The sequence below is a fragment of the Pseudomonas sp. MM213 genome, assembly GCF_020423045.1.
Lineage (GTDB): Bacteria > Pseudomonadota > Gammaproteobacteria > Pseudomonadales > Pseudomonadaceae > Aquipseudomonas > Aquipseudomonas migulae.
Genome location: NZ_CP081943.1, coordinates 4915007 through 4932625, shown reverse-complemented (window position 1 = coordinate 4932625; position 17619 = coordinate 4915007). Strand labels below are relative to the sequence as shown.

Annotated in this window: 17 protein-coding genes; 9 read left to right on the top strand and 8 right to left on the bottom strand. The window is 60.1% G+C overall.

Translation table 11 applies throughout. From position 1 onward, the window contains the following. Nucleotides 1–195: 195 nt before the first annotated feature. The 4 genes from K5R88_RS22575 to K5R88_RS22560 all read right to left on the bottom strand — a co-directional run bounded on the left by K5R88_RS22575 (nucleotide 196) and on the right by K5R88_RS22560 (nucleotide 5871). Entirely contained in the window at nucleotides 196–411 is a 216-nt protein-coding gene (locus K5R88_RS22575; protein WP_008040104.1) for a hypothetical protein, read from the bottom strand. A gap of 245 nt (nucleotides 412–656) precedes the next feature. Next, nucleotides 657–1763: an agmatine deiminase gene (gene aguA, locus K5R88_RS22570; protein ID WP_192417221.1), complete on the bottom strand. Its 1107-nt coding sequence runs from the start codon at nucleotides 1761–1763 to the stop codon at nucleotides 657–659. Between the two features lie 4 nt (nucleotides 1764–1767). Continuing rightward, nucleotides 1768–2646 carry an N-carbamoylputrescine amidase gene (aguB, locus tag K5R88_RS22565; protein ID WP_226298386.1) on the bottom strand — a complete coding sequence of 293 codons (879 nt, stop codon included), beginning with the start codon at nucleotides 2644–2646 and terminating at the stop codon, nucleotides 1768–1770. A 312-nt stretch (nucleotides 2647–2958) separates the two neighbouring features. Then, nucleotides 2959–5871 (bottom strand): aminotransferase, encoded by a 2913-nt coding sequence (locus K5R88_RS22560; protein WP_226298385.1) that lies wholly within the window; start codon nucleotides 5869–5871, stop codon nucleotides 2959–2961. A gap of 176 nt (nucleotides 5872–6047) precedes the next feature. Here K5R88_RS22560 and rfbB point away from each other — a divergent pair, with 176 nt between their 5' ends. Genes rfbB through K5R88_RS22525 form a run of 7 tightly spaced genes read left to right on the top strand, consistent with a single transcriptional unit; the run spans nucleotide 6048 to nucleotide 13145 of the window. Beyond that, nucleotides 6048–7130, top strand: coding sequence for a dTDP-glucose 4,6-dehydratase (gene rfbB, locus K5R88_RS22555; protein WP_008040110.1), 1083 nt, complete (start codon nucleotides 6048–6050; stop codon nucleotides 7128–7130). Further along, nucleotides 7127–7999, top strand: a complete 873-nt coding sequence (gene rfbA / locus K5R88_RS22550; protein ID WP_223452863.1) for a glucose-1-phosphate thymidylyltransferase RfbA — start codon at nucleotides 7127–7129, stop codon at nucleotides 7997–7999. Before rfbB ends, rfbA begins: the two co-directional genes overlap by 4 nt. After that, on the top strand, nucleotides 7999–8544 hold the full coding sequence (gene rfbC, locus K5R88_RS22545) for a dTDP-4-dehydrorhamnose 3,5-epimerase (RefSeq protein ID WP_008040112.1): 546 nt from the start codon (nucleotides 7999–8001) through the stop codon (nucleotides 8542–8544). The genes rfbA and rfbC overlap by 1 nt, the downstream gene beginning before the upstream one ends. An 8-nt stretch (nucleotides 8545–8552) precedes the next feature. Continuing rightward, a complete protein-coding gene (gene rfbD / locus K5R88_RS22540) occupies nucleotides 8553–9422 on the top strand; it encodes a dTDP-4-dehydrorhamnose reductase (protein ID WP_226300279.1) in 870 nt (289 codons plus the stop codon). A gap of 36 nt (nucleotides 9423–9458) precedes the next feature. Continuing rightward, nucleotides 9459–11267, top strand: coding sequence for a sensor histidine kinase (locus tag K5R88_RS22535; protein ID WP_192226765.1), 1809 nt, complete (start codon nucleotides 9459–9461; stop codon nucleotides 11265–11267). Further along, nucleotides 11264–12658 carry a sigma-54-dependent transcriptional regulator gene (locus K5R88_RS22530; RefSeq protein WP_226298384.1) on the top strand — a complete coding sequence of 465 codons (1395 nt, stop codon included), beginning with the start codon at nucleotides 11264–11266 and terminating at the stop codon, nucleotides 12656–12658. The genes K5R88_RS22535 and K5R88_RS22530 overlap by 4 nt, the downstream gene beginning before the upstream one ends. A 31-nt stretch (nucleotides 12659–12689) precedes the next feature. After that, nucleotides 12690–13145, top strand: a complete 456-nt coding sequence (locus tag K5R88_RS22525; RefSeq protein ID WP_223452850.1) for a thioesterase domain-containing protein — start codon at nucleotides 12690–12692, stop codon at nucleotides 13143–13145. A gap of 77 nt (nucleotides 13146–13222) precedes the next feature. Here the strand turns inward: K5R88_RS22525 and K5R88_RS22520 are convergent, their stop codons facing one another. From K5R88_RS22520 to nudE, 3 genes are all read right to left on the bottom strand, one after another. Further along, nucleotides 13223–13660 carry a hypothetical protein gene (locus K5R88_RS22520; protein ID WP_223452847.1) on the bottom strand — a complete coding sequence of 146 codons (438 nt, stop codon included), beginning with the start codon at nucleotides 13658–13660 and terminating at the stop codon, nucleotides 13223–13225. Between the two features lie 218 nt (nucleotides 13661–13878). Next, complete coding sequence (gene cysQ / locus K5R88_RS22515; protein ID WP_223452846.1) at nucleotides 13879–14706, bottom strand: 3'(2'),5'-bisphosphate nucleotidase CysQ; 828 nt, start codon at nucleotides 14704–14706, stop codon at nucleotides 13879–13881. Next, nucleotides 14703–15269 carry an ADP compounds hydrolase NudE gene (gene nudE, locus K5R88_RS22510; RefSeq protein WP_008040117.1) on the bottom strand — a complete coding sequence of 189 codons (567 nt, stop codon included), beginning with the start codon at nucleotides 15267–15269 and terminating at the stop codon, nucleotides 14703–14705. Before nudE ends, cysQ begins: the two co-directional genes overlap by 4 nt. Before the next feature lie 90 nt (nucleotides 15270–15359). On the opposite strand from nudE, the gene yrfG reads away from it, so the two are divergent. Then, nucleotides 15360–16022, top strand: coding sequence for a GMP/IMP nucleotidase (gene yrfG / locus K5R88_RS22505; RefSeq protein ID WP_008040118.1), 663 nt, complete (start codon nucleotides 15360–15362; stop codon nucleotides 16020–16022). Nucleotides 16023–16141: 119 nt separating this feature from the next. Here the strand turns inward: yrfG and lysM are convergent, their stop codons facing one another. Continuing rightward, nucleotides 16142–16582 carry a peptidoglycan-binding protein LysM gene (gene lysM / locus K5R88_RS22500; RefSeq protein WP_226298383.1) on the bottom strand — a complete coding sequence of 147 codons (441 nt, stop codon included), beginning with the start codon at nucleotides 16580–16582 and terminating at the stop codon, nucleotides 16142–16144. 135 nt (nucleotides 16583–16717) lie between these two features. Here lysM and K5R88_RS22495 point away from each other — a divergent pair, with 135 nt between their 5' ends. Continuing rightward, nucleotides 16718–17605: a LysR family transcriptional regulator gene (locus K5R88_RS22495; RefSeq protein WP_008025038.1), complete on the top strand. Its 888-nt coding sequence runs from the start codon at nucleotides 16718–16720 to the stop codon at nucleotides 17603–17605. Nucleotides 17606–17619 lie beyond the last annotated feature (14 nt).

Genomic DNA, 17619 nt, shown 5'->3' with positions numbered 1-17619 from the left:
CGTGTAGGAGCCGGCTTGCTGCGGGCGGCGTTCCGACGATTGCGGTGTAACAGTCAGCGTAATTGTTGAATGTTAAGCCGCTATCGCCAGCAAGCCGGCTCCTACACGGGGTTCTGCGTAATGCCCACAAAACCATCGCCCATAAAAAAGCGCCGCCCTCCCGGCAGCGCTTTTATCAATCCGTTGTTTTTCTTCTTATCCTTCCATCACATCCCACAACGCTTCCAGTTCCGCTTCGCTGAATAAACCAGCGGGGTAACGCTCGATCATCATCCGGCGCGGATCAGGTTCCCTGATCTGACGCGTTCCATTGGACTTCAACCAGTGCGCCAGAATCTGGAGCGAATCGCTGTTCTTTACTGCCAGGGGATGCAATGCCCGCTCGCTCACCACATTCATTTCGGCGTTCATTTCCGCGCTCTCTCCTGGTTTGTGAGCGGCTAACTTATCCAAGGTTTATGACAGAACATCGAAGTCCTCCCCCTCCCTGTCTACACCTGGTGAGATACAAGAGCTGTGCCAATGTGTCTGGATGGTCGACGAGCGGATACAAAAAAAGCCCGCAGTCCTGACGGGCTGCGGGCTTTCTGTAAGGCGTACGGGGAAAACGTTTGCCTGAGCGATTTAGCAATCAACTCAAGCTGTTACAACCCCACTCACTCCTTGTGCGGCGCGGGCTGTTGTTGGGTAAGGCAGTGGATGTTACCGCCTCCCAGTAACAGTTCGCGGCCCGGTACCATCACCACTTCGTGTTGCGGGAACAGGTTCTGCAAAATCTCTTTGGCCGGACCATCCAGCGGATCGTCGAAACTTGGCGCGATGATGCCGCCGTTGACGATGAGAAAGTTCACGTAAGAACCGGCCAGACGAACGGTCGGGTTGCGTTCCTGGGTGCCGTCCACCGGGTCGACACCGGCGCACTCTTCTTCGGTCGCATACAGCGGCCCGGGAATCGGCATCTTGTGCACCGTGAATGGGCGACCCTTGGCGTCGGTGCTGCTTTCCAGCACTTTCATCGCCGCCTGGCAGCGCGGGTAATTCGGGTCTTGCGGGTCGTCGGTCCAGGCCAGCAATACTTCGCCCGGACGCACGTAGCAGCAGAAGTTATCCACATGGCCGTCGGTTTCGTCGTTGAACAAACCGTCCGGCAGCCAGATGATTTTATCCACAGCCAGATTCGCGCTGAGCATCGCTTCAATTTCCGCGCGGTTCATGTGCGGGTTGCGATTGCGGTTGAGCAGGCATTCTTCAGTGGTGATCAGCGTGCCTTCGCCATCCACGTGAATCGAACCGCCCTCGAGCACAAAACCCTCGGTGCGATAACGCGGGCTGCGCTCGATCTCGAGGATCTTGCCGCCGACCTGCGAGTCGCGGTTCCAAGGCGAATACAACCCACCGTCAAAGCCGCCCCAGGAGTTGAAATCCCAGTTCACGCCGCGGACTTCACCGCTGTTATTGATGACGAATGTCGGGCCGGTGTCGCGGACCCAGGCATCGTCGCTGGACATCTCGACCACACGAATATTCGGCACATCGAGACGCGCCCGAGCGTTTTCGTATTGGCCGGCGGACACCGCCACGGTCACTGGTTCGAAACGCGCGATGGCCTTGGCCACCGCCACGTGTGCGGCTTGCGCCGGTTTGCCGCCCAGGCGCCAGTTGTCCGGACGCTCTGGCCAGATCATCCAGGTTTGGGTTTGTGCCGCCCACTCGGCGGGCATGTAGAAGCCGTCGGCGCGCGGGGTGCTGTTTAAAGTGGTCATGCAGTCAGGACTCCAGGGAACCGTCGAGGGTTTTGAGCGCATTGTATAGGTTCGGGCGGCGATCACGGAACGAGCCCCACGCACTGCGAATGTGCTCCAGCTCGTCGAGGTCGAAACGATGAACCAATATGCCTTCTTCGGTTTTATTGAGTTCCTGAACCTTCTCGCCGAACTGGTTGGCGATGAACGACGAGCCGTAGAAGGTGATGTCGTACCCGTCCTGCTCCTCATTGCCGATGCGGTTACTGGCGATCAGCGGCATCAGGTTGGCACCGGCATGGCCCTGTTGCACACGCTGCCAATGGTCACGGGACGAAATGGTCTTGTCGTGCGGCTCGCTGCCGATGGCGGTCGGGTAGAACAGAATTTCCGCACCCAGCAACGCCATGCTGCGCGCGCATTCCGGGAACCACTGATCCCAGCAGATGCCCACGCCGATTTTCGCGTAGCGGGTATTCCAGACTTTGAAGCCGGTATCGCCCGGGTTGAAGTAATACTTTTCGTGATAGCCAGGGCCGTCCGGGATGTGGCTTTTACGATAAATCCCGAGGTTGGAGCCGTCGGCATCGATGATCGCGATGCTGTTGAAACGTGCGCGGCCGGCCAGTTCGTAGAAGCTGATCGGCAGCACTACTTGCAGTTCTTTGGCGATTTTCTGGAAATGCTTGATGGCGACGTTGTCTTCAACCGTCGTGGCCAGTTGCAGGTAATCCGGGTTCGGCTTCTGGCAGAAGTACGGCGCCTCGAACAGTTCCTGGATCAGGATGATCTGCGCGCCTTTGGCCGCAGCCTCACGGACCAGCCTTTCAGCGGTTTCGAGGTTGGCTTCAAGGTCCCAGGAACAGGCCATCTGGGTGGCGGCGACGGTAACGATACGACTCATGAATCATCTCCGGGCAAGTGCTGTGGGTCGAGTTTGGCATCGACCGATGACAGAAAGGGAAGCGCCGGACGTGAAGAGACACGCCGCGGCAATGGCGACTTTATAGCCGATAAAAATCGGCTTTAAAAGCGATTAATCTTCCTTCTGTCGAAAACAACAGCGCTTAAACCCGATAACAATCGGTATTTATCGGTGTGTTGATGGACGCTTTCGCGGGCAAGCCTCGCTCCTACGGGTCCGGGTCGGTCGCAAAAATTGCGTATGACACGAACCTGTAGGAGCGAGGCTTGCCCGCGAAAGCGATTTCAAACCTTACAACCCCTCCCCCAACACCTTCGCCAGCATGTCGACAAAGAAATCCACACTCTGGCGCGACGTAACCATCGGCGGTTTGATCTTGAGGACGTTCAGGAAATCACCGGTCGGCTGCATTAAAATCCCCAGCTCGCGCAGCCGGTCACACAGCGCCGTCGTTTCCTCGGTCGCCGGCTCCAGGGTCTCGCGGTTGCGGATCAACTCCACGCCCAGATAAAAACCGGAACCGTGCACCGCGCCCACCAGCGGATGACGGTCGATCAGCGCCTCAAGACGCTCTTTGAAATACCCGCCCACGACCTGGGCGTTTTCCCAGAGTTTTTCCTCTTCCATCACATCCAGAACGGCCATGCCGATCTGGCAACTGACCGGGCTGCCACCCGCCGACGAGAAGAAGTAGCCCTCGGCCTCCAGCGCTTCGGCGATTTCCCGACGGGTGATCACCGCGCCCAGCGGCTGGCCGTTACCCATGCCTTTGGCCATGGTGATGATGTCCGGCACCACGCCCTGTTCTTCGAAGCCCCAGAAGAAATGGCCCATGCGTCCGTAACCCACCTGCACTTCGTCGGCGATGCACACGCCGCCCTGCGCACGGACCATTGCATAGACCTGTTTCAGGTAACCCGGCGGCAGCGAAATACCACCGGCATTGCCATACACCGGCTCGCAGATGAAACCGGCCAGCGGGCGACCTTGCTCGGCGATTTTCGCCAGGTTGTGTTCGACGCTGCGCACATAATCCGGCGCACTGTCCGGGCCACGGAATTCGCCGCGATAGGTGTTCGGCGCTGTCACCGGGTGCACCCAGTCGGGACGGCTGCTCAAGGCCTTGGGGTTGTCGGCGATCGAGGTCGAGACCGCGTCCGCGCCCACGGTCCAGCCGTGATACGCCTCCAGCACGCTGATGATGTCGCGACCACCGCTGTAGGCCCACGCCAGACGGATCGCCAGGTCGTTGGCCTCGCTGCCGCTGTTGACCAGGAACACCCGGTCCATGCCCTCCGGCGACAGTTTCAGCAAGCGCTCGGAAAACTCGGCAACCGCTGCGTAGTTGAACCGCGAGTTGGTGTTGAGCAGCGACCACTGACGACTGGCGACCGCGGCCATGCGCGGGTGACCATGGCCAAGCACCGCGACGTTGTTGAGCATGTCGAGATAGGAGCGACCCTGCATGTCGATCAAGTGATTGCGCCAGCCGCGCTCGATGCGCGGCGGGTCGACGTAATAGTGCTTCTGGGTCCGGGCGAAACTGGCGTCGCGGCGCGCCAGCAAAGTCTGCGCATCAAGCTCTGCTTCGGCATCGCACGCCAGCCCCAGCAACGCCGCCGGTGACGGGCACAACGCTTGCCAGGCCGCCGCGCGCGAAGGCGTGCAAAACAACGGCGCATCGAGCGCCGCGCCTCGGCATAACTGCACCCGCAACGGGGCGCTGACCGAACCCAACACCTGGCCTTTGACCAGTGCCGCACCGGTGTGCAGCGACGGTGTCACACCCCACAGCCGCACGCTCAACTGCGGGCCGTCCAGTTGCAGCACACCCGGCGCCGGTTGATGAACAACCCCGGCAAACGGCGATTCGACCGCAGTGCCATGAGGCACCCGCAGCTCGACGTGCAACGGGCAGGTGTCTGGTTCCGTTGCACTGTCCGGGCGGGTGCGGGACAAACGGTATTGTCCGTAACGGCTCGCTGCCAAGCCGTGGGCCGCAGCCGCTTCGCTCAGCAGACGCTGATCGATCCCCTCCTGTTCCCAGTTGCCGGCCTCGAAATGCGGGCTCAATACGCCCAGATCGATCAAGGCAAATTCACGCCCGACCAGGCTCGGCAGCAGCGGTGCGAAGCCTTCGCTGCCGATGTCCGGCAGGCTGTGACCCACCGAGGTGAGGATCGCCGCTTCCATCAACGCCAACGGCACCGACGTGGCCACGCGGAAAATCTCCCACTCATGGGTCAGGTTGTCGCGACTGTAGGCATTACCCGGGTCGATGCTGACCTGCTGCTCGCCGCTGAGCACCAGCACCGCCGCCCGCGCAACGATCAATGGCCACAGCGCCAGCAGCTCTTCGTGTTGCAACGGATTGACCGCGTGATAAGCCTGAACCGCCGGCAAAATGTAGAACGGATCGCCACCGGCATGGTGCAGCAGCGCCGCGCAGGTCACCGACAGGTCGGTAATGCGCCACGTGCGGACCAGATCGCCAAAATCGATCACGCCCTGCAATTGCCACTGGCGTTGCGCATCGCGCTGCCAGACCGCGTTGTCGTCGGTGATATCCATGTGAATGGCCTGCACCGGCAACTTGTCCACCAGCGGCTGCAAATGCCGCTCGGCCTGTTCGGCCACTTCGGCGATCAACGCGCGTTGCCGGTCATCTGCAATCACCGGCAACAAATGCGCGATCAATGCATTCGCGTGGCGGGCGTCCCACTGAAGGGTGCGCTCAAGGCCCGCATGATCGAAAGCGGCCAGCGCCAGGTCCATTTCGCCGCAGAGCCGGCCGAAACCGGCCACCACGGATCCGGGCAGATGATCGAGATGCGTAAGCGACTGGCCCTCGATGTATTCGAGCAGGCGTACGTGCACCGCTTGCCCGCCGATTTCCAGTGACAGCAAATCGGCGCCGCTTTGCGCGGCAATCACTCGCGGCACCGGCACACCGGAGTGTTCGGCCAGATGCTTGAGCCCGGCATGCTGGGCTTGCAGCTCCAGCACCGAATAGTCGCCCCGGCAGATTTTCAGGACGAAACGCCCATGCTTACTGTCAACGCGGAAGTTGAGGTCTTGCTGGCTGCCGAGCGCCTGCAGCTTTGCGCTCAGCCCGTAATGCCCCTCGAGCAGCTCAAGCGCTTGCGCCGCAGACACTTGCGGGCTGGGCAAACTGGCGCGATGAATCAACGTGGCGAGCGGCATACAACAACCCCTGAAATGTTATTAGGCGCTTATATCGCCACTGCATCGATCGATAATCAACCCCCTGTTTACGCCACAAAACCCAAATTGAGACACAACCCTATTGCACCACCACTCTCCTGCCGACAAGCTATGATCATTCGCTATATCGTCTGACGGAAAAAAGGCTGGCCCACATGCGTATTCTCATCACCGGCGGCGCCGGCTTCATCGGCTCTGCTCTGGTTCGCCAGCTGATTCGGCACACCGAGCATGAAGTGCTCAACCTGGACAAACTGACCTATGCGGGCAATCTCGAATCGCTGACCAGCATTGCCACCGACACTCGCTACGAGTTCGTGCAGGCCGATATTGTCGATCAAGCCACCGTGAGCGCCGTACTGACACGTTTCCAGCCACACGCCATCATGCACCTGGCGGCAGAGTCCCATGTCGACCGCTCTATCGATGGGCCTTCGGACTTCATTCAAACCAATATCGTCGGCACCTACAGCCTGCTGGAGGCCACTCGCGCCTACTGGCACACGCTGGCCGAGCCGGAAAAAAGCGCCTTCCGCTTCCACCATATCTCCACCGATGAAGTCTACGGCGACCTGCACGGTGTCGATGATCTGTTCACCGAAACGACTTCGTACGCGCCAAGCTCGCCGTACTCCGCCAGCAAAGCGGCCTCGGACCACCTCGTCCGCGCATGGCAGCGTACCTACGGGCTGCCGGTATTGCTGACCAACTGCTCGAACAACTATGGCCCATTCCACTTCCCCGAAAAATTGATTCCGCTGGTGATTCTCAACGCACTGGCCGGCAAGCCGCTGCCGGTCTACGGAAACGGCCTGCAGATCCGCGACTGGCTGTTCGTCGAGGATCACGCACGAGCGCTGCTCAAAGTAGTCACCGAAGGTGTCGTCGGCGAGACGTACAACATTGGCGGACACAACGAACAGACGAACATCGACGTGGTACGCAGCATCTGTGCCCTGCTCGAAGAACTCGCCCCGGTCAAACCAGCCGGTGTTACTCGGTATGCCGACTTGATCACCTTCGTCCAGGACCGCCCCGGGCACGATCTGCGTTACGCGATCGATGCCGGCAAAATCGAGCGCGACCTGGGTTGGGTGCCTGAAGAGACCTTCGAAACCGGCCTGCGCAAAACCGTTCAGTGGTATCTGGAAAACCTGGAATGGTGCCGCCGCGTTCAAGATGGCAGTTATCAGGGTGAACGACTAGGCTCCACCGATATCAAGGAGTTACTCGCATGATGAAAGGAATTGTGTTGGCTGGAGGGTCGGGCACGCGCCTGCACCCGATCACGCTAGGCGTTTCCAAACAGCTGTTGCCGATCTACGACAAGCCGATGATCTACTACCCGATCTCGGTGTTGATGCTGGCTGGCATCAAGGAAATCCTGGTGATTTCCACCCCGCAGGATCTGCCGCAGTACCGCAACCTGCTGGGTGACGGCAGTCAGTTCGGTGTCCATTTCAGCTACGCCGAACAGCCTACGCCGGATGGCCTGGCCCAGGCGTTTCTGATTGGTGAAGAATTCATCGGCGACGACCCGGTGTGCCTGATCCTCGGTGACAACATCTTCCATGGTCAGCATTTCGGTGCCCAGTTGCAAAGAGCTGCGCAGCAAACCAGCGGAGCGACGGTATTCGGCTACTGGGTCAAGGACCCGGAGCGCTTTGGCGTGATCGACTTCGATACAGAAGGCCGCGCCATCTCGATCGAAGAAAAACCGCTCAAGCCAAAGTCCAGCTATGCGGTCACCGGGCTGTATTTCTACGATAACGACGTTATCCGCATTGCCAAGGCCGTCAAACCGTCACCGCGCGGCGAGCTGGAAATCACCGATGTGAACAACGCCTATCTGCAACGCGGCGATCTTCAGGTCGAGCGTTTTACCCGCGGTTTCGCCTGGCTCGATACCGGCACTCACGACAGCCTGCTCGAAGCGTCGCAATATGTGCAAACCATCGAGCACCGCCAGGGACTGAAAGTGGCCTGTCTCGAAGAAATTGCCTACATGAATGGCTGGATCGATCGCGAGCACTTGCTTGAGCGAGCGAAGTATTTCGGCAAGACCGGTTATGGCCAGTATCTCTACACGATTGCCGGAGAAGCGTAATGAAAGTCACCCCCACCCAGTTACCAGGTGTGCTGATTATCGAGCCGAAGGTGTTTGGTGACGAACGTGGGTTTTTCTATGAAAGCTTCAATGTCCGTGAGTTTGAAAACGCCACCGGCCTCAAGAAAGCATTCGTTCAAGACAACCACTCGCGTTCGCGAAAAGGCGTGCTGCGTGGCATGCACTATCAGGTGCAACACACCCAGGGCAAGCTGGTTCGGGTGACTGCTGGGGAAGTGCTCGATGTGGCCCTTGATGTCCGCCGCAGTTCGCCAAACTTCGGACGCTGGGCCAGTGTGCGTTTGTCCGCACAGAACAATCGTCAGTTGTGGATACCGGAAGGCTTCGCCCATGGCTTCCTGGTACTGAGCGAGTACGCCGAGTTTCTCTACAAAACCACCGACTATTACGACCCTGCGTCAGATCGCTGCATTCGCTGGGACGATCCGACACTGGCCATCGACTGGGAACTGGAAGAAGCGCCTCAACTGTCAGAAAAGGACCAACACGGTAAAAGCTGGCAGGAATCTGAACTGCTTCCATGAAAATCCCTTTGCGAATTCTCATCATTGGCCAGCACGGCCAGGTCGCCCGCGAACTGCAGCGCCGCTTGAGCGCGGCTGATGAACTCATGGTGCTGGGGCGCGATCAACTCGATCTGGCTCAACCGGAGCAGATTCGTCAGCAGGTCCGGCGCGTTCGTCCCGACCTGATCATCAACGCCGCCGCCCACACGGCGGTCGATCGGGCAGAAAGCGAACCTGAGCTGGCGTTCGCCATCAACGCGACGGGCCCGGGAATTCTGGCCGAAGAAGCACTGGCGCTGGGCATCCCGCTGATTCACTACTCCACCGATTACGTGTTCGACGGCAGCAAGGGCGAGCCTTACAACGAAGCCGACGCGCCCAAGCCGCTGGGGGTCTACGGCCAGAGCAAACTGGCCGGCGAACAAGCCATCACGGCAGTGGGAGGCATGCATCTGATTCTGCGGACCAGTTGGGTCTACTCGGCCAGTGGCAGCAATTTCCTGCTGACGATGCAGCGTCTGCTGCAAGAAAAACCCGAGTTGCGCATCGTTGCCGATCAGATCGGCGCGCCCACCTGGGCCGGCACGATCGCCAACAGCACCCTCGCGCTGATCGAGCGCTGGCAGGCCGGTGAGCGGGGCGCCTGGGGCACTTATCACCTGACCGCTCAAGGTGAAACCTCATGGTTCGGTTTCGCCCAGGCCATCGGAGAAGCGCTGCGCAAACAGGGCAAGCCTTGCGCACACCTGTTGCCCATCCCTTCCAGCGAATACCCGACGCCTGCCGTCCGCCCGTTGAATTCGCGCCTCGATTGCAGTCGGCTGCTCCGCGAATGGGGCGTCAGTCAGCCAGACTGGCAAACCGCGCTGCGCGAGTGTCTTGCCGGGCAAGCCTAGGCATAATGCGCCTGTACCCTCAGGCGCCTGATGCTCATGACTCCGACCCTCCCCCGCAGACCCCGTTGGCGTAGCCTCGCCCTGCTGGCGCTGTGCCTGGCGCCGTTGCTGTGGCCGCTGGAGCATCTGGCCGAGCGTTATTACCGCAGCGAACTGGCCGGGCAAAACCGGCAGACCCTCGACCTGTACGTCGCCAACCTGCTGGGCACCCTGCACCGTTATGAAGTGCTGCCGCAGATCCTCGGCGACCTGCCGGCCCTGCGCGCCACGCTCGGGGCCCCCGACGACGGTGTGACCCAAGGCAATGCCAACCGCCTGCTGAAGAACATCAGCGCGCAGACCGGTGCCGAAGTCATGTACCTGATGGACACCACCGGCAAGACCCTCGCGGCGTCCAACTGGGACAAACACGACAGCTTCGTCGGCCGGAATTTTTCGTTTCGCCCCTACTTCAGCGAAGCCATGGCCGGGCGTCTCGGGCGGTTTTTCGGGCTGGGCACCACCTCGGCCAAACGCGGTTACTTCTTTGCGGCGGCCGTGCGCGACGGTGAAAAAATCCTCGGCGTGCTGGTGGTCAAGGTCGACCTGGACCACACCGAAAGCCTTTGGGGTAAAACCCCGGAACAACTGCTGGTCACCGACCACAACGGCGTAGTTATCCTCACCTCGCGGGCAGAATGGCGATTCCGCGCGACCCGGCCACTGGGCGAGGGCGAGCGCGAGGCAATCACTGCGATTCAACCCTATCCGACCCGCGACCCGAAACCGTTGAATCTCAATCCTGACGCCTGGCTGACCCAGACCCGGCAAATCGACGAAACCGGCTGGAGCGTCAGCATTCTTGCGCCGCGCACTTTGATCGATCGCCCGGTGCGCACGGTGGTCGCCATCGGCGGCGCGACGCTGTTGGTGTTAATGCTGCTGCTCGGCCTGATGATGCAACGGCGCCGTCACTACCTCGAACGGATCGCCTTCGAAGCCAAGGCCCGGCGCGAACTGGAAGGCCGGGTCGCTGAACGAACCAGCGACCTCGAAGGCCTCAACCGCCGACTGAAACAGGAAGTGCTGGAGCGCGAGCACGCCCAGCAGGAACTGGTACGCGCCCAGGATGACCTGGTGCAAGCCGGCAAGCTGTCGGCGCTCGGGACCATGTCGGCAAGCATCAGCCATGAACTGAATCAACCGCTGGCCGCCATCCGCAGCTACGCGGAAAACGCTGAAGTGCTGCTCGATCATCAGCGCACCGACGATGCGCGCGGCAACCTCAAACTGATCAGCGAACTGACCGGCCGCATGGCTTCGATCATCGCGCACCTGCGCGCCTTTGCCCGGCGTGATCGTCACGCGCCGGAAAGCGTCGCGTTGCAACCGGCGCTCGACGACGCGCTGGCGCTGCTGGCCAAGCGTCGGCGGAGCATGGAAGTCGAGCTGATCCGCGATTTGCCCGCCGCCACGCTGTGGGTCGAGGCCGGGGAAACCCGTCTGCGCCAGGTGCTCGGCAACCTGCTGGCCAACGCACTGGACGCGCTGACGGAAAAAGGCCCGCCGCGTAAACTCTGGTTGAGTGCCCAATCCACCGCCGACGGCGTCAATCTGTACATTCGCGACAACGGCCCCGGCTTTTGCATGGAAGCCCTTGGCCGCGCCAGCGAGCCCTTCTACACCACCAAGACCCGCACGCAGGGGCTCGGTCTGGGGCTGGCGATTTGCGAGACCCTGATGCGCGCCTTCGGCGGTGAACTGTCGTTCGCCAACCACAAGGAAGGCGGCGCCCTGATTACCCTGAAACTGCGCGCAGGCGCACCTGGCGTGAGCCTGCAACCGTCCGAGGACCGAAGTGCATGACCATCGACAACCGCATCCAGGTCGTGCTGATCGACGATGATCCCCATCTGCGCCAGGCCCTGAGCCAGACGCTGGATCTGGCCGGCCTGAAAATCCTGCCGCTTGCCGAAGCCAAGGGCCTGGCCGGGCAACTGGAGCGCGACTGGCCGGGCGTGGTGGTCAGCGATATCCGCATGCCCGGCATGGACGGTCTGGAACTGCTGACTGAACTGCACGCCCAGGACCCGGAACTGCCGGTGCTGCTGATCACCGGTCACGGCGACGTGCCGCTGGCAGTGCAAGCCATGCGTGCCGGGGCTTATGACTTTCTGGAAAAACCCTTCGCCAGCGACGCCTTGCTCGACAGCGTGCGCCGCGCGCTGGCCCTGCGCCGACTGGTGCTGGACAACCGCAGCTTGCGTCTGGCCCTCAGCGACCGCAATGAACTGAGCACAAGACTGGTCGGGCAATCGGCACCAATGCTGCGTCTACGCGAGCAGATCGGCGCACTGGCGGCGACCAAGGCCGATGTGCTGATCCTCGGCGAAACCGGCGCCGGCAAAGAAGTCGTGGCGCGGGCGCTGCACGATTTGTCGAACCGGCGTAACGGCCCGTTCGTGGCGATCAACGCCGGGGCTCTGGCCGAATCCGTGGTGGAAAGCGAGTTGTTCGGTCACGAGCCGGGCGCGTTTACCGGTGCGCAGAAGCGCCGTATCGGCAAGTTCGAATTTGCCAGCGGCGGTACGGTTTTCCTCGATGAAATCGAAAGCATGAGCCTGGACGTGCAGGTGAAATTGCTGCGTTTGCTGCAAGAACGTGTGGTCGAGCGTCTGGGCGGTAATCAGTTGATCCCGCTGGACATCCGCATCATCGCCGCGACCAAGGAAGACCTGCGCCAGGCCGCCGATCAGGGCCGCTTCCGCGCCGACTTGTATTACCGCCTGAACGTCGCCCCGCTGCGCATTCCGCCGCTGCGCGAACGTGGTGAAGATGCGTTGATGCTGTTCCAGCACTTCGCCGATGAAGCCAGTGCTCGCCATGGCTTGCCGCCCCACGAACTGCAACCTGGGCAACGAGCGCTGCTGCTGCGTCACACCTGGCCGGGCAACGTGCGGGAACTGCAAAACGCCGCCGAACGTTTCGCCCTGGGCCTCGAACTGGCGCTGGACAACAACGCGCCGGATGGCACGGTGGGCACAACGGTTGAACCGGTCAGCGGCGGCTTGAGCGAGCAGGTGGAAAACTTCGAGAAAACGCTGATTGCCGCCGAACTGGCGCGCTCTCACAGCTCGGTGCGCAGCCTCGCCGAAGCCCTCGGCATTCCGCGCAAAACCTTGCACGACAAACTGCGCAAGCACGGCCTCAACTTCGCCGACAGCGGCGCCAGTAGCCACACCGACGAACTCGATTGAATCCGTCATCACTTCAAACAAGGGGCCCTGCATGAGCCGCGACAGTCGTCACCTGGAATCAGTCCTCCACCGCGACATTCCCCTGACGCAAGCCATGGGCATCAAAGTGCTCGACTGGCACGACCAGCAACTGCGCCTGCACTTGCCGCTGGAAGCCAACGTCAATCACAAGAGCACCATGTTCGGCGGCAGTCTGTACTGCGGCGCGGTACTGGCGGGTTGGGGCTGGCTGCATTTGCGTTTGCGCGAAGAAGGCATTGAAGACGGGCACATCGTGATTCACGAAGGGCAAATCAGCTATCCGCTGCCGGTGACCATGGACGCGACCGCGATTTGCCAGGCGCCGAGTGCGGCGGTGTGGAAGAAGTTTCTGGCGATGTATCAGCGTTATGGAAGAGCGCGGTTGACGCTGCATTCGCGGATTGTGAATGCAGGAAGTGAAGAGGATGCGGTAACCTTTACCGGGCAGTACGTCCTGCACCGGTAAGCCTCTGTAGGAGCCAGCTTGCTGTCGATCCAGACAACGCGGTGTATCAGAGACACCGCATCGCTGGCCAGCCAACGCTAAAGTTTTTCGTATGTAACAACCACATCCGAGATGCCATCTAAAGCACGTTGGTTATTCACTTTATACTCCCCGCTCCTACAGAAAACCGAATCAGAGCCACCCAGTTCAATCGTCACTCTGTAGCCGTAAGCTTCTTGTCGCATCGAACAATGAGTTTGATTGCTAAATGCCTGTCCGGTGGCCCGCGGCTGATGAGTGACTGACGTAACACCTAATAATTCTTGTTGGCCTGCTACTTCGATTAAAGGCCAAACGTTGATATCAAAATTTTCCGTCGAGGTGATCACCAAATCCTCATCACCATGATTGATTTGCCCGTTGACCTTCAACAATATCATACCTTCTGGAGGGGACTTGATCGTTACTGTCCCGGCAGAAACACTCCCCATACAAAATGAAAGCCCGACGAACAAAGCAACATATTTAATATTCATTCTAAAAGTTTCCCACTGCATCAATTACAAGACTGCCACATATAACTCAACAGAAAGAAATACATGCTGACAACCAAACGAAAAGTATCGTTTTTTCTTGCGCCAACCAATGCAAGTTGACAATTGAATACTAGCACCCCGCCAAAAATCTAAAACTTTTAAAACATTGCAACATATGAAAAAGCAGTAGCACTACAGCCCTGTTTACAGCCAACTGATTACTTTGAGCTCAACAATAATAACTGTTCCCGCCAAGACGCGTTGGCTGGCAACGCAATGAAATAGTTATTCCGTAAAGATTCCCGCGCGGGGTAGGTAAACGGCACGCCGCTCAACTCCAGCACTTCACCGCCCGCCCCTTCCAGCACACCCTGGGCCGCCGCCGTATCCCACTGCGAAGTCGGCGCCAGACGCGGGTAACAATCCGCCGCCCCTTCCGCCAACAAACAAAACTTCAGCGAACTGCCGATGTTGGCCAGTTGCAGCTCACCCAGGCTGTCGCTCAACCCGGCGAGCAAGCGCTCTTGCTCAGGGCTCGAATGCCGACGGCTGGCGACGACCGTGAAGGCCTCGCCCGGGGCGGGCACGGTGCGAACCTGAATCGGCAGCGGCTCGGCGTCCTTATCACCACGCCATGCGCCCAGACCGGCACCACCGACGTAGAAACGCCCATTGGTCGGCATCGACACAACGCCAAACACCACTCGCCCCTGCTCGATCAACGCAATGTTGACGGTGAACTCTTCGCTGCCGGAGATGAATTCCTTGGTGCCGTCCAACGGATCGACCAGCCACCAGCGCTGCCAGCCGGCACGCACGCTCTGCGGAATGTTGGCGTCTTCTTCAGACAACACCGGGATGCTCGGGTCCAGCGCGGTCAGCCCGGCCAGAATCAGATGATGAGCGGCCAGGTCGGCAGCGGTGACCGGTGAATCGTCGGCCTTGGCGGTCACGGTCGTACCGGTGCGCCAGAACGGCAGGATCGCGTCGCCAGCCTTCAATGCCAGTTCAATCACCGGCGCCATCAATGGATGAGGGAAAATCATGGCAGGAACACTCCGCGCTGGGTCAGCAAATCTCGGGTCAGGTACAGCGCCGCCAAGGCACGGCCCTCGGTGAATTTCGGGTTCTGGGCCAGGGCCGACAGCTCTCGCAGGTTGATCTTGTCCACGCGCATCGGTTCAGGCTCGTCGCCTTCAAGCCGCTCTTCGTACAGATCGGTGGCCAGCACCACCTGAATTTTCTGGCTCATGTAACCCGGCGACAAGGACAGCTCGGTGAGGTGTTCCAGTTGCCGCGCGCCATACCCGGCTTCTTCCTTGAGCTCACGCTCGGCCGCCGCCAGCACGTCTTCACCCGGCTCGATCAAGCCTTTGGGCAGCGACATCTCGTATTCATCGGTGCCGCCGCAATATTCCTCGACCAGCACCGCGTGGTCCGCATCGAGCATCGCCACGATCATCACCGCGCCATACCCGGCGCCTTTGCCGACCAGCCGCTCATAGGTGCGCTCCACGCCATTGGAAAAGCGCAACTTCAGCTCTTCGACGCAGAACAAGCGGCTGGTGGCGACGATCTCGCGGGCGAGGATGGTGGGTTTCTGGCGCATGAAAAGCTCCTTGGCGTGAACGCGTTACTATACCCGGCCTATCCTGATTGTTGACCTCGGATATCTCTTTTACCGCTGGAGAAGTTTTTTATGTCCCTGCTGCCCTGGCGAGACATCGACACCGTTCTGCTCGATATGGACGGCACGCTGCTGGACCTGCACTTCGACAACCATTTCTGGCTGGAACACTTGCCCCAACGTTACGCCGAATTGCACGGTGTGAGCCGGGCCATGGCCGAGATGGAATTGCAGCCGCTGTTTGAACGCCATGCCGGTCAGTTGCAGTGGTATTGCCTGGATTTCTGGAGCGCCGAACTGAAGCTGCCGGTGCGCGAGCTGAAACTTGAAACCGCACACCTGATCGCGTTGCGCCCGGACGCGGATACGTTTCTGGAGGCGATCAAGCAGGCCGGCAAGCGGGTGGTGATGATCACCAATGCACATCGGGATTCGCTGTCACTGAAACTGGAACGAATTGAACTGGCGCCGTATTTCGAGCGGTTGATCAGCTCGCATGATTACGGTTTTCCCAAAGAGAATCCGCAGTTCTGGCAGGCATTGCAGGCGGATATCGGGTTTGATCCGGCGCGCAGCCTGTTTATCGACGATACGTTGTCGATCCTGCGCAGTGCGCGGGATTTTGGGGTTGCGCATTTGTTGGCGGTGAAGGAGCCGGACAGCCGCAAGGGGCCGAAGGACACGGCGGAGTTTGCGGCGGTGGTTGATTATCGGGAGTTGATTGCGGGGCTTTAGACCGAGTCGCGCCTTTCGCGGGCAAGCCTCGCTCCTACAGGTTATCGCATCGTTCACGAACGACACCTAACCTGTAGGAGCGAGGCTTGCCCGCGAAGGCCATAACGCGGTCTTGAGCCTTACTCAGGAATCCGCAACGACTGCCCCGGATAAATCTTGTCTGGATGGGACAACAGCGGCTTGTTGGCCTCGAAAATCTTGTTGTATTTATTAGCATCGCCATACACGCGCAATGAAATCGCGCTGAGGGTGTCGCCCTTCACGACCGTGACAAATTTCGCGGCGACGACCGCAGGCCCGGTCACCGCAATCTGATCATCCACGCTACCGACGCCGGCGATATTGCCCACCGCCAGCAGGATTTTTTCTTTCTCTTCCTGGGTCGCCACCTCACCGGTCACCGTGACTTTGTCGCCATCGACCGTCGCCTGCACATTCGGATTGCCCAGGCCGACCTTGCTGATGTGTTCCTTCAACTGCTCGCTGGCATTGGCGTTACCCGGCGTCAGCAAATCGATAAGCTTTTCGCCTGCTTCCTTCACAAAGCTAAAAATACTCATGGTGCACTCTCCTTGGTTTTTGGTTCCAGACGCAAAAGCCTAGACCAAGGTTGCAACACCCGGCTCCTACCCGACCAATGACGCCGCTTGCCCCCAGGCGCTAGAATCCCGGCCTACCCGCGCCCTGGAGCGAAGATGGACATCAAGCAGCTGAAATTCCTCATCGCCCTCGACGAAACCCGGCATTTCGGTCAGGCCGCTGCACGTTGTCACGTCACTCAGCCGACCCTGTCCATGCGCTTGCGCAGCCTTGAAGAAGAACTCGAGTTACCGTTGGTCAACCGTGGCCAGCGCTTCGAAGGCTTCACCGCGCCGGGCGAACGGGTGCTGGCGTGGGCGCGCACGGTGCTCGCGGCCTACGACGGCTTGCAGGCCGAAGCCGCCGCCTGTCGCGGTAACCTGGTCGGTACGCTGCGTCTGGGCGTGGTGCCGTTGTCGAGTTTCGACCCGCTGCCGCTGCTGCAACGCTTGCACGGCGAACACCCGAACCTGCGCTTCGAACTCTCGGCGCTGAGCTCCGAGCAGATCCTCGAACAACTGGCGAACAATCGCCTGGATCTTGGCGTGTCGTACCTGGAGCGTCTGGACGCCGAACGTTTCGATTCCCTGGCGTTCAGCGAAACGCGCATGGGCCTGCTCTACGACCAGCGCTTCTTCACGTTCGGCGAGGCGCCGCTGAGCTGGGAGTCGCTGATCGAATTGCCGCTGGGCATGCTCACCAGCGGCATGCATTTCCGCCAGTCCATCGACCACAATTTCCACAGCCGCGGCCTTACTCCGCAGCCGTTGTTGCAAACCGATGCCGTGCATCAACTGTTACAAGCTGTTCATGGCGGGTTGTGTTGCGCCGTGATGCCGCTCGAAGGCGGCCTGGAAAACCTGACTGACCATCTGCGCCTGCAACCGATCGAAAACGCCCAGACCCTCGGCCGGCTGGGGCTGATCATGCGGCGCAGCGCACCGCGCTCGGCGTTGGCGGAGGCCTGTTTCGCGATCTATCAACAATCAATGACAAGCTCTTGATCGACGCCATCTAT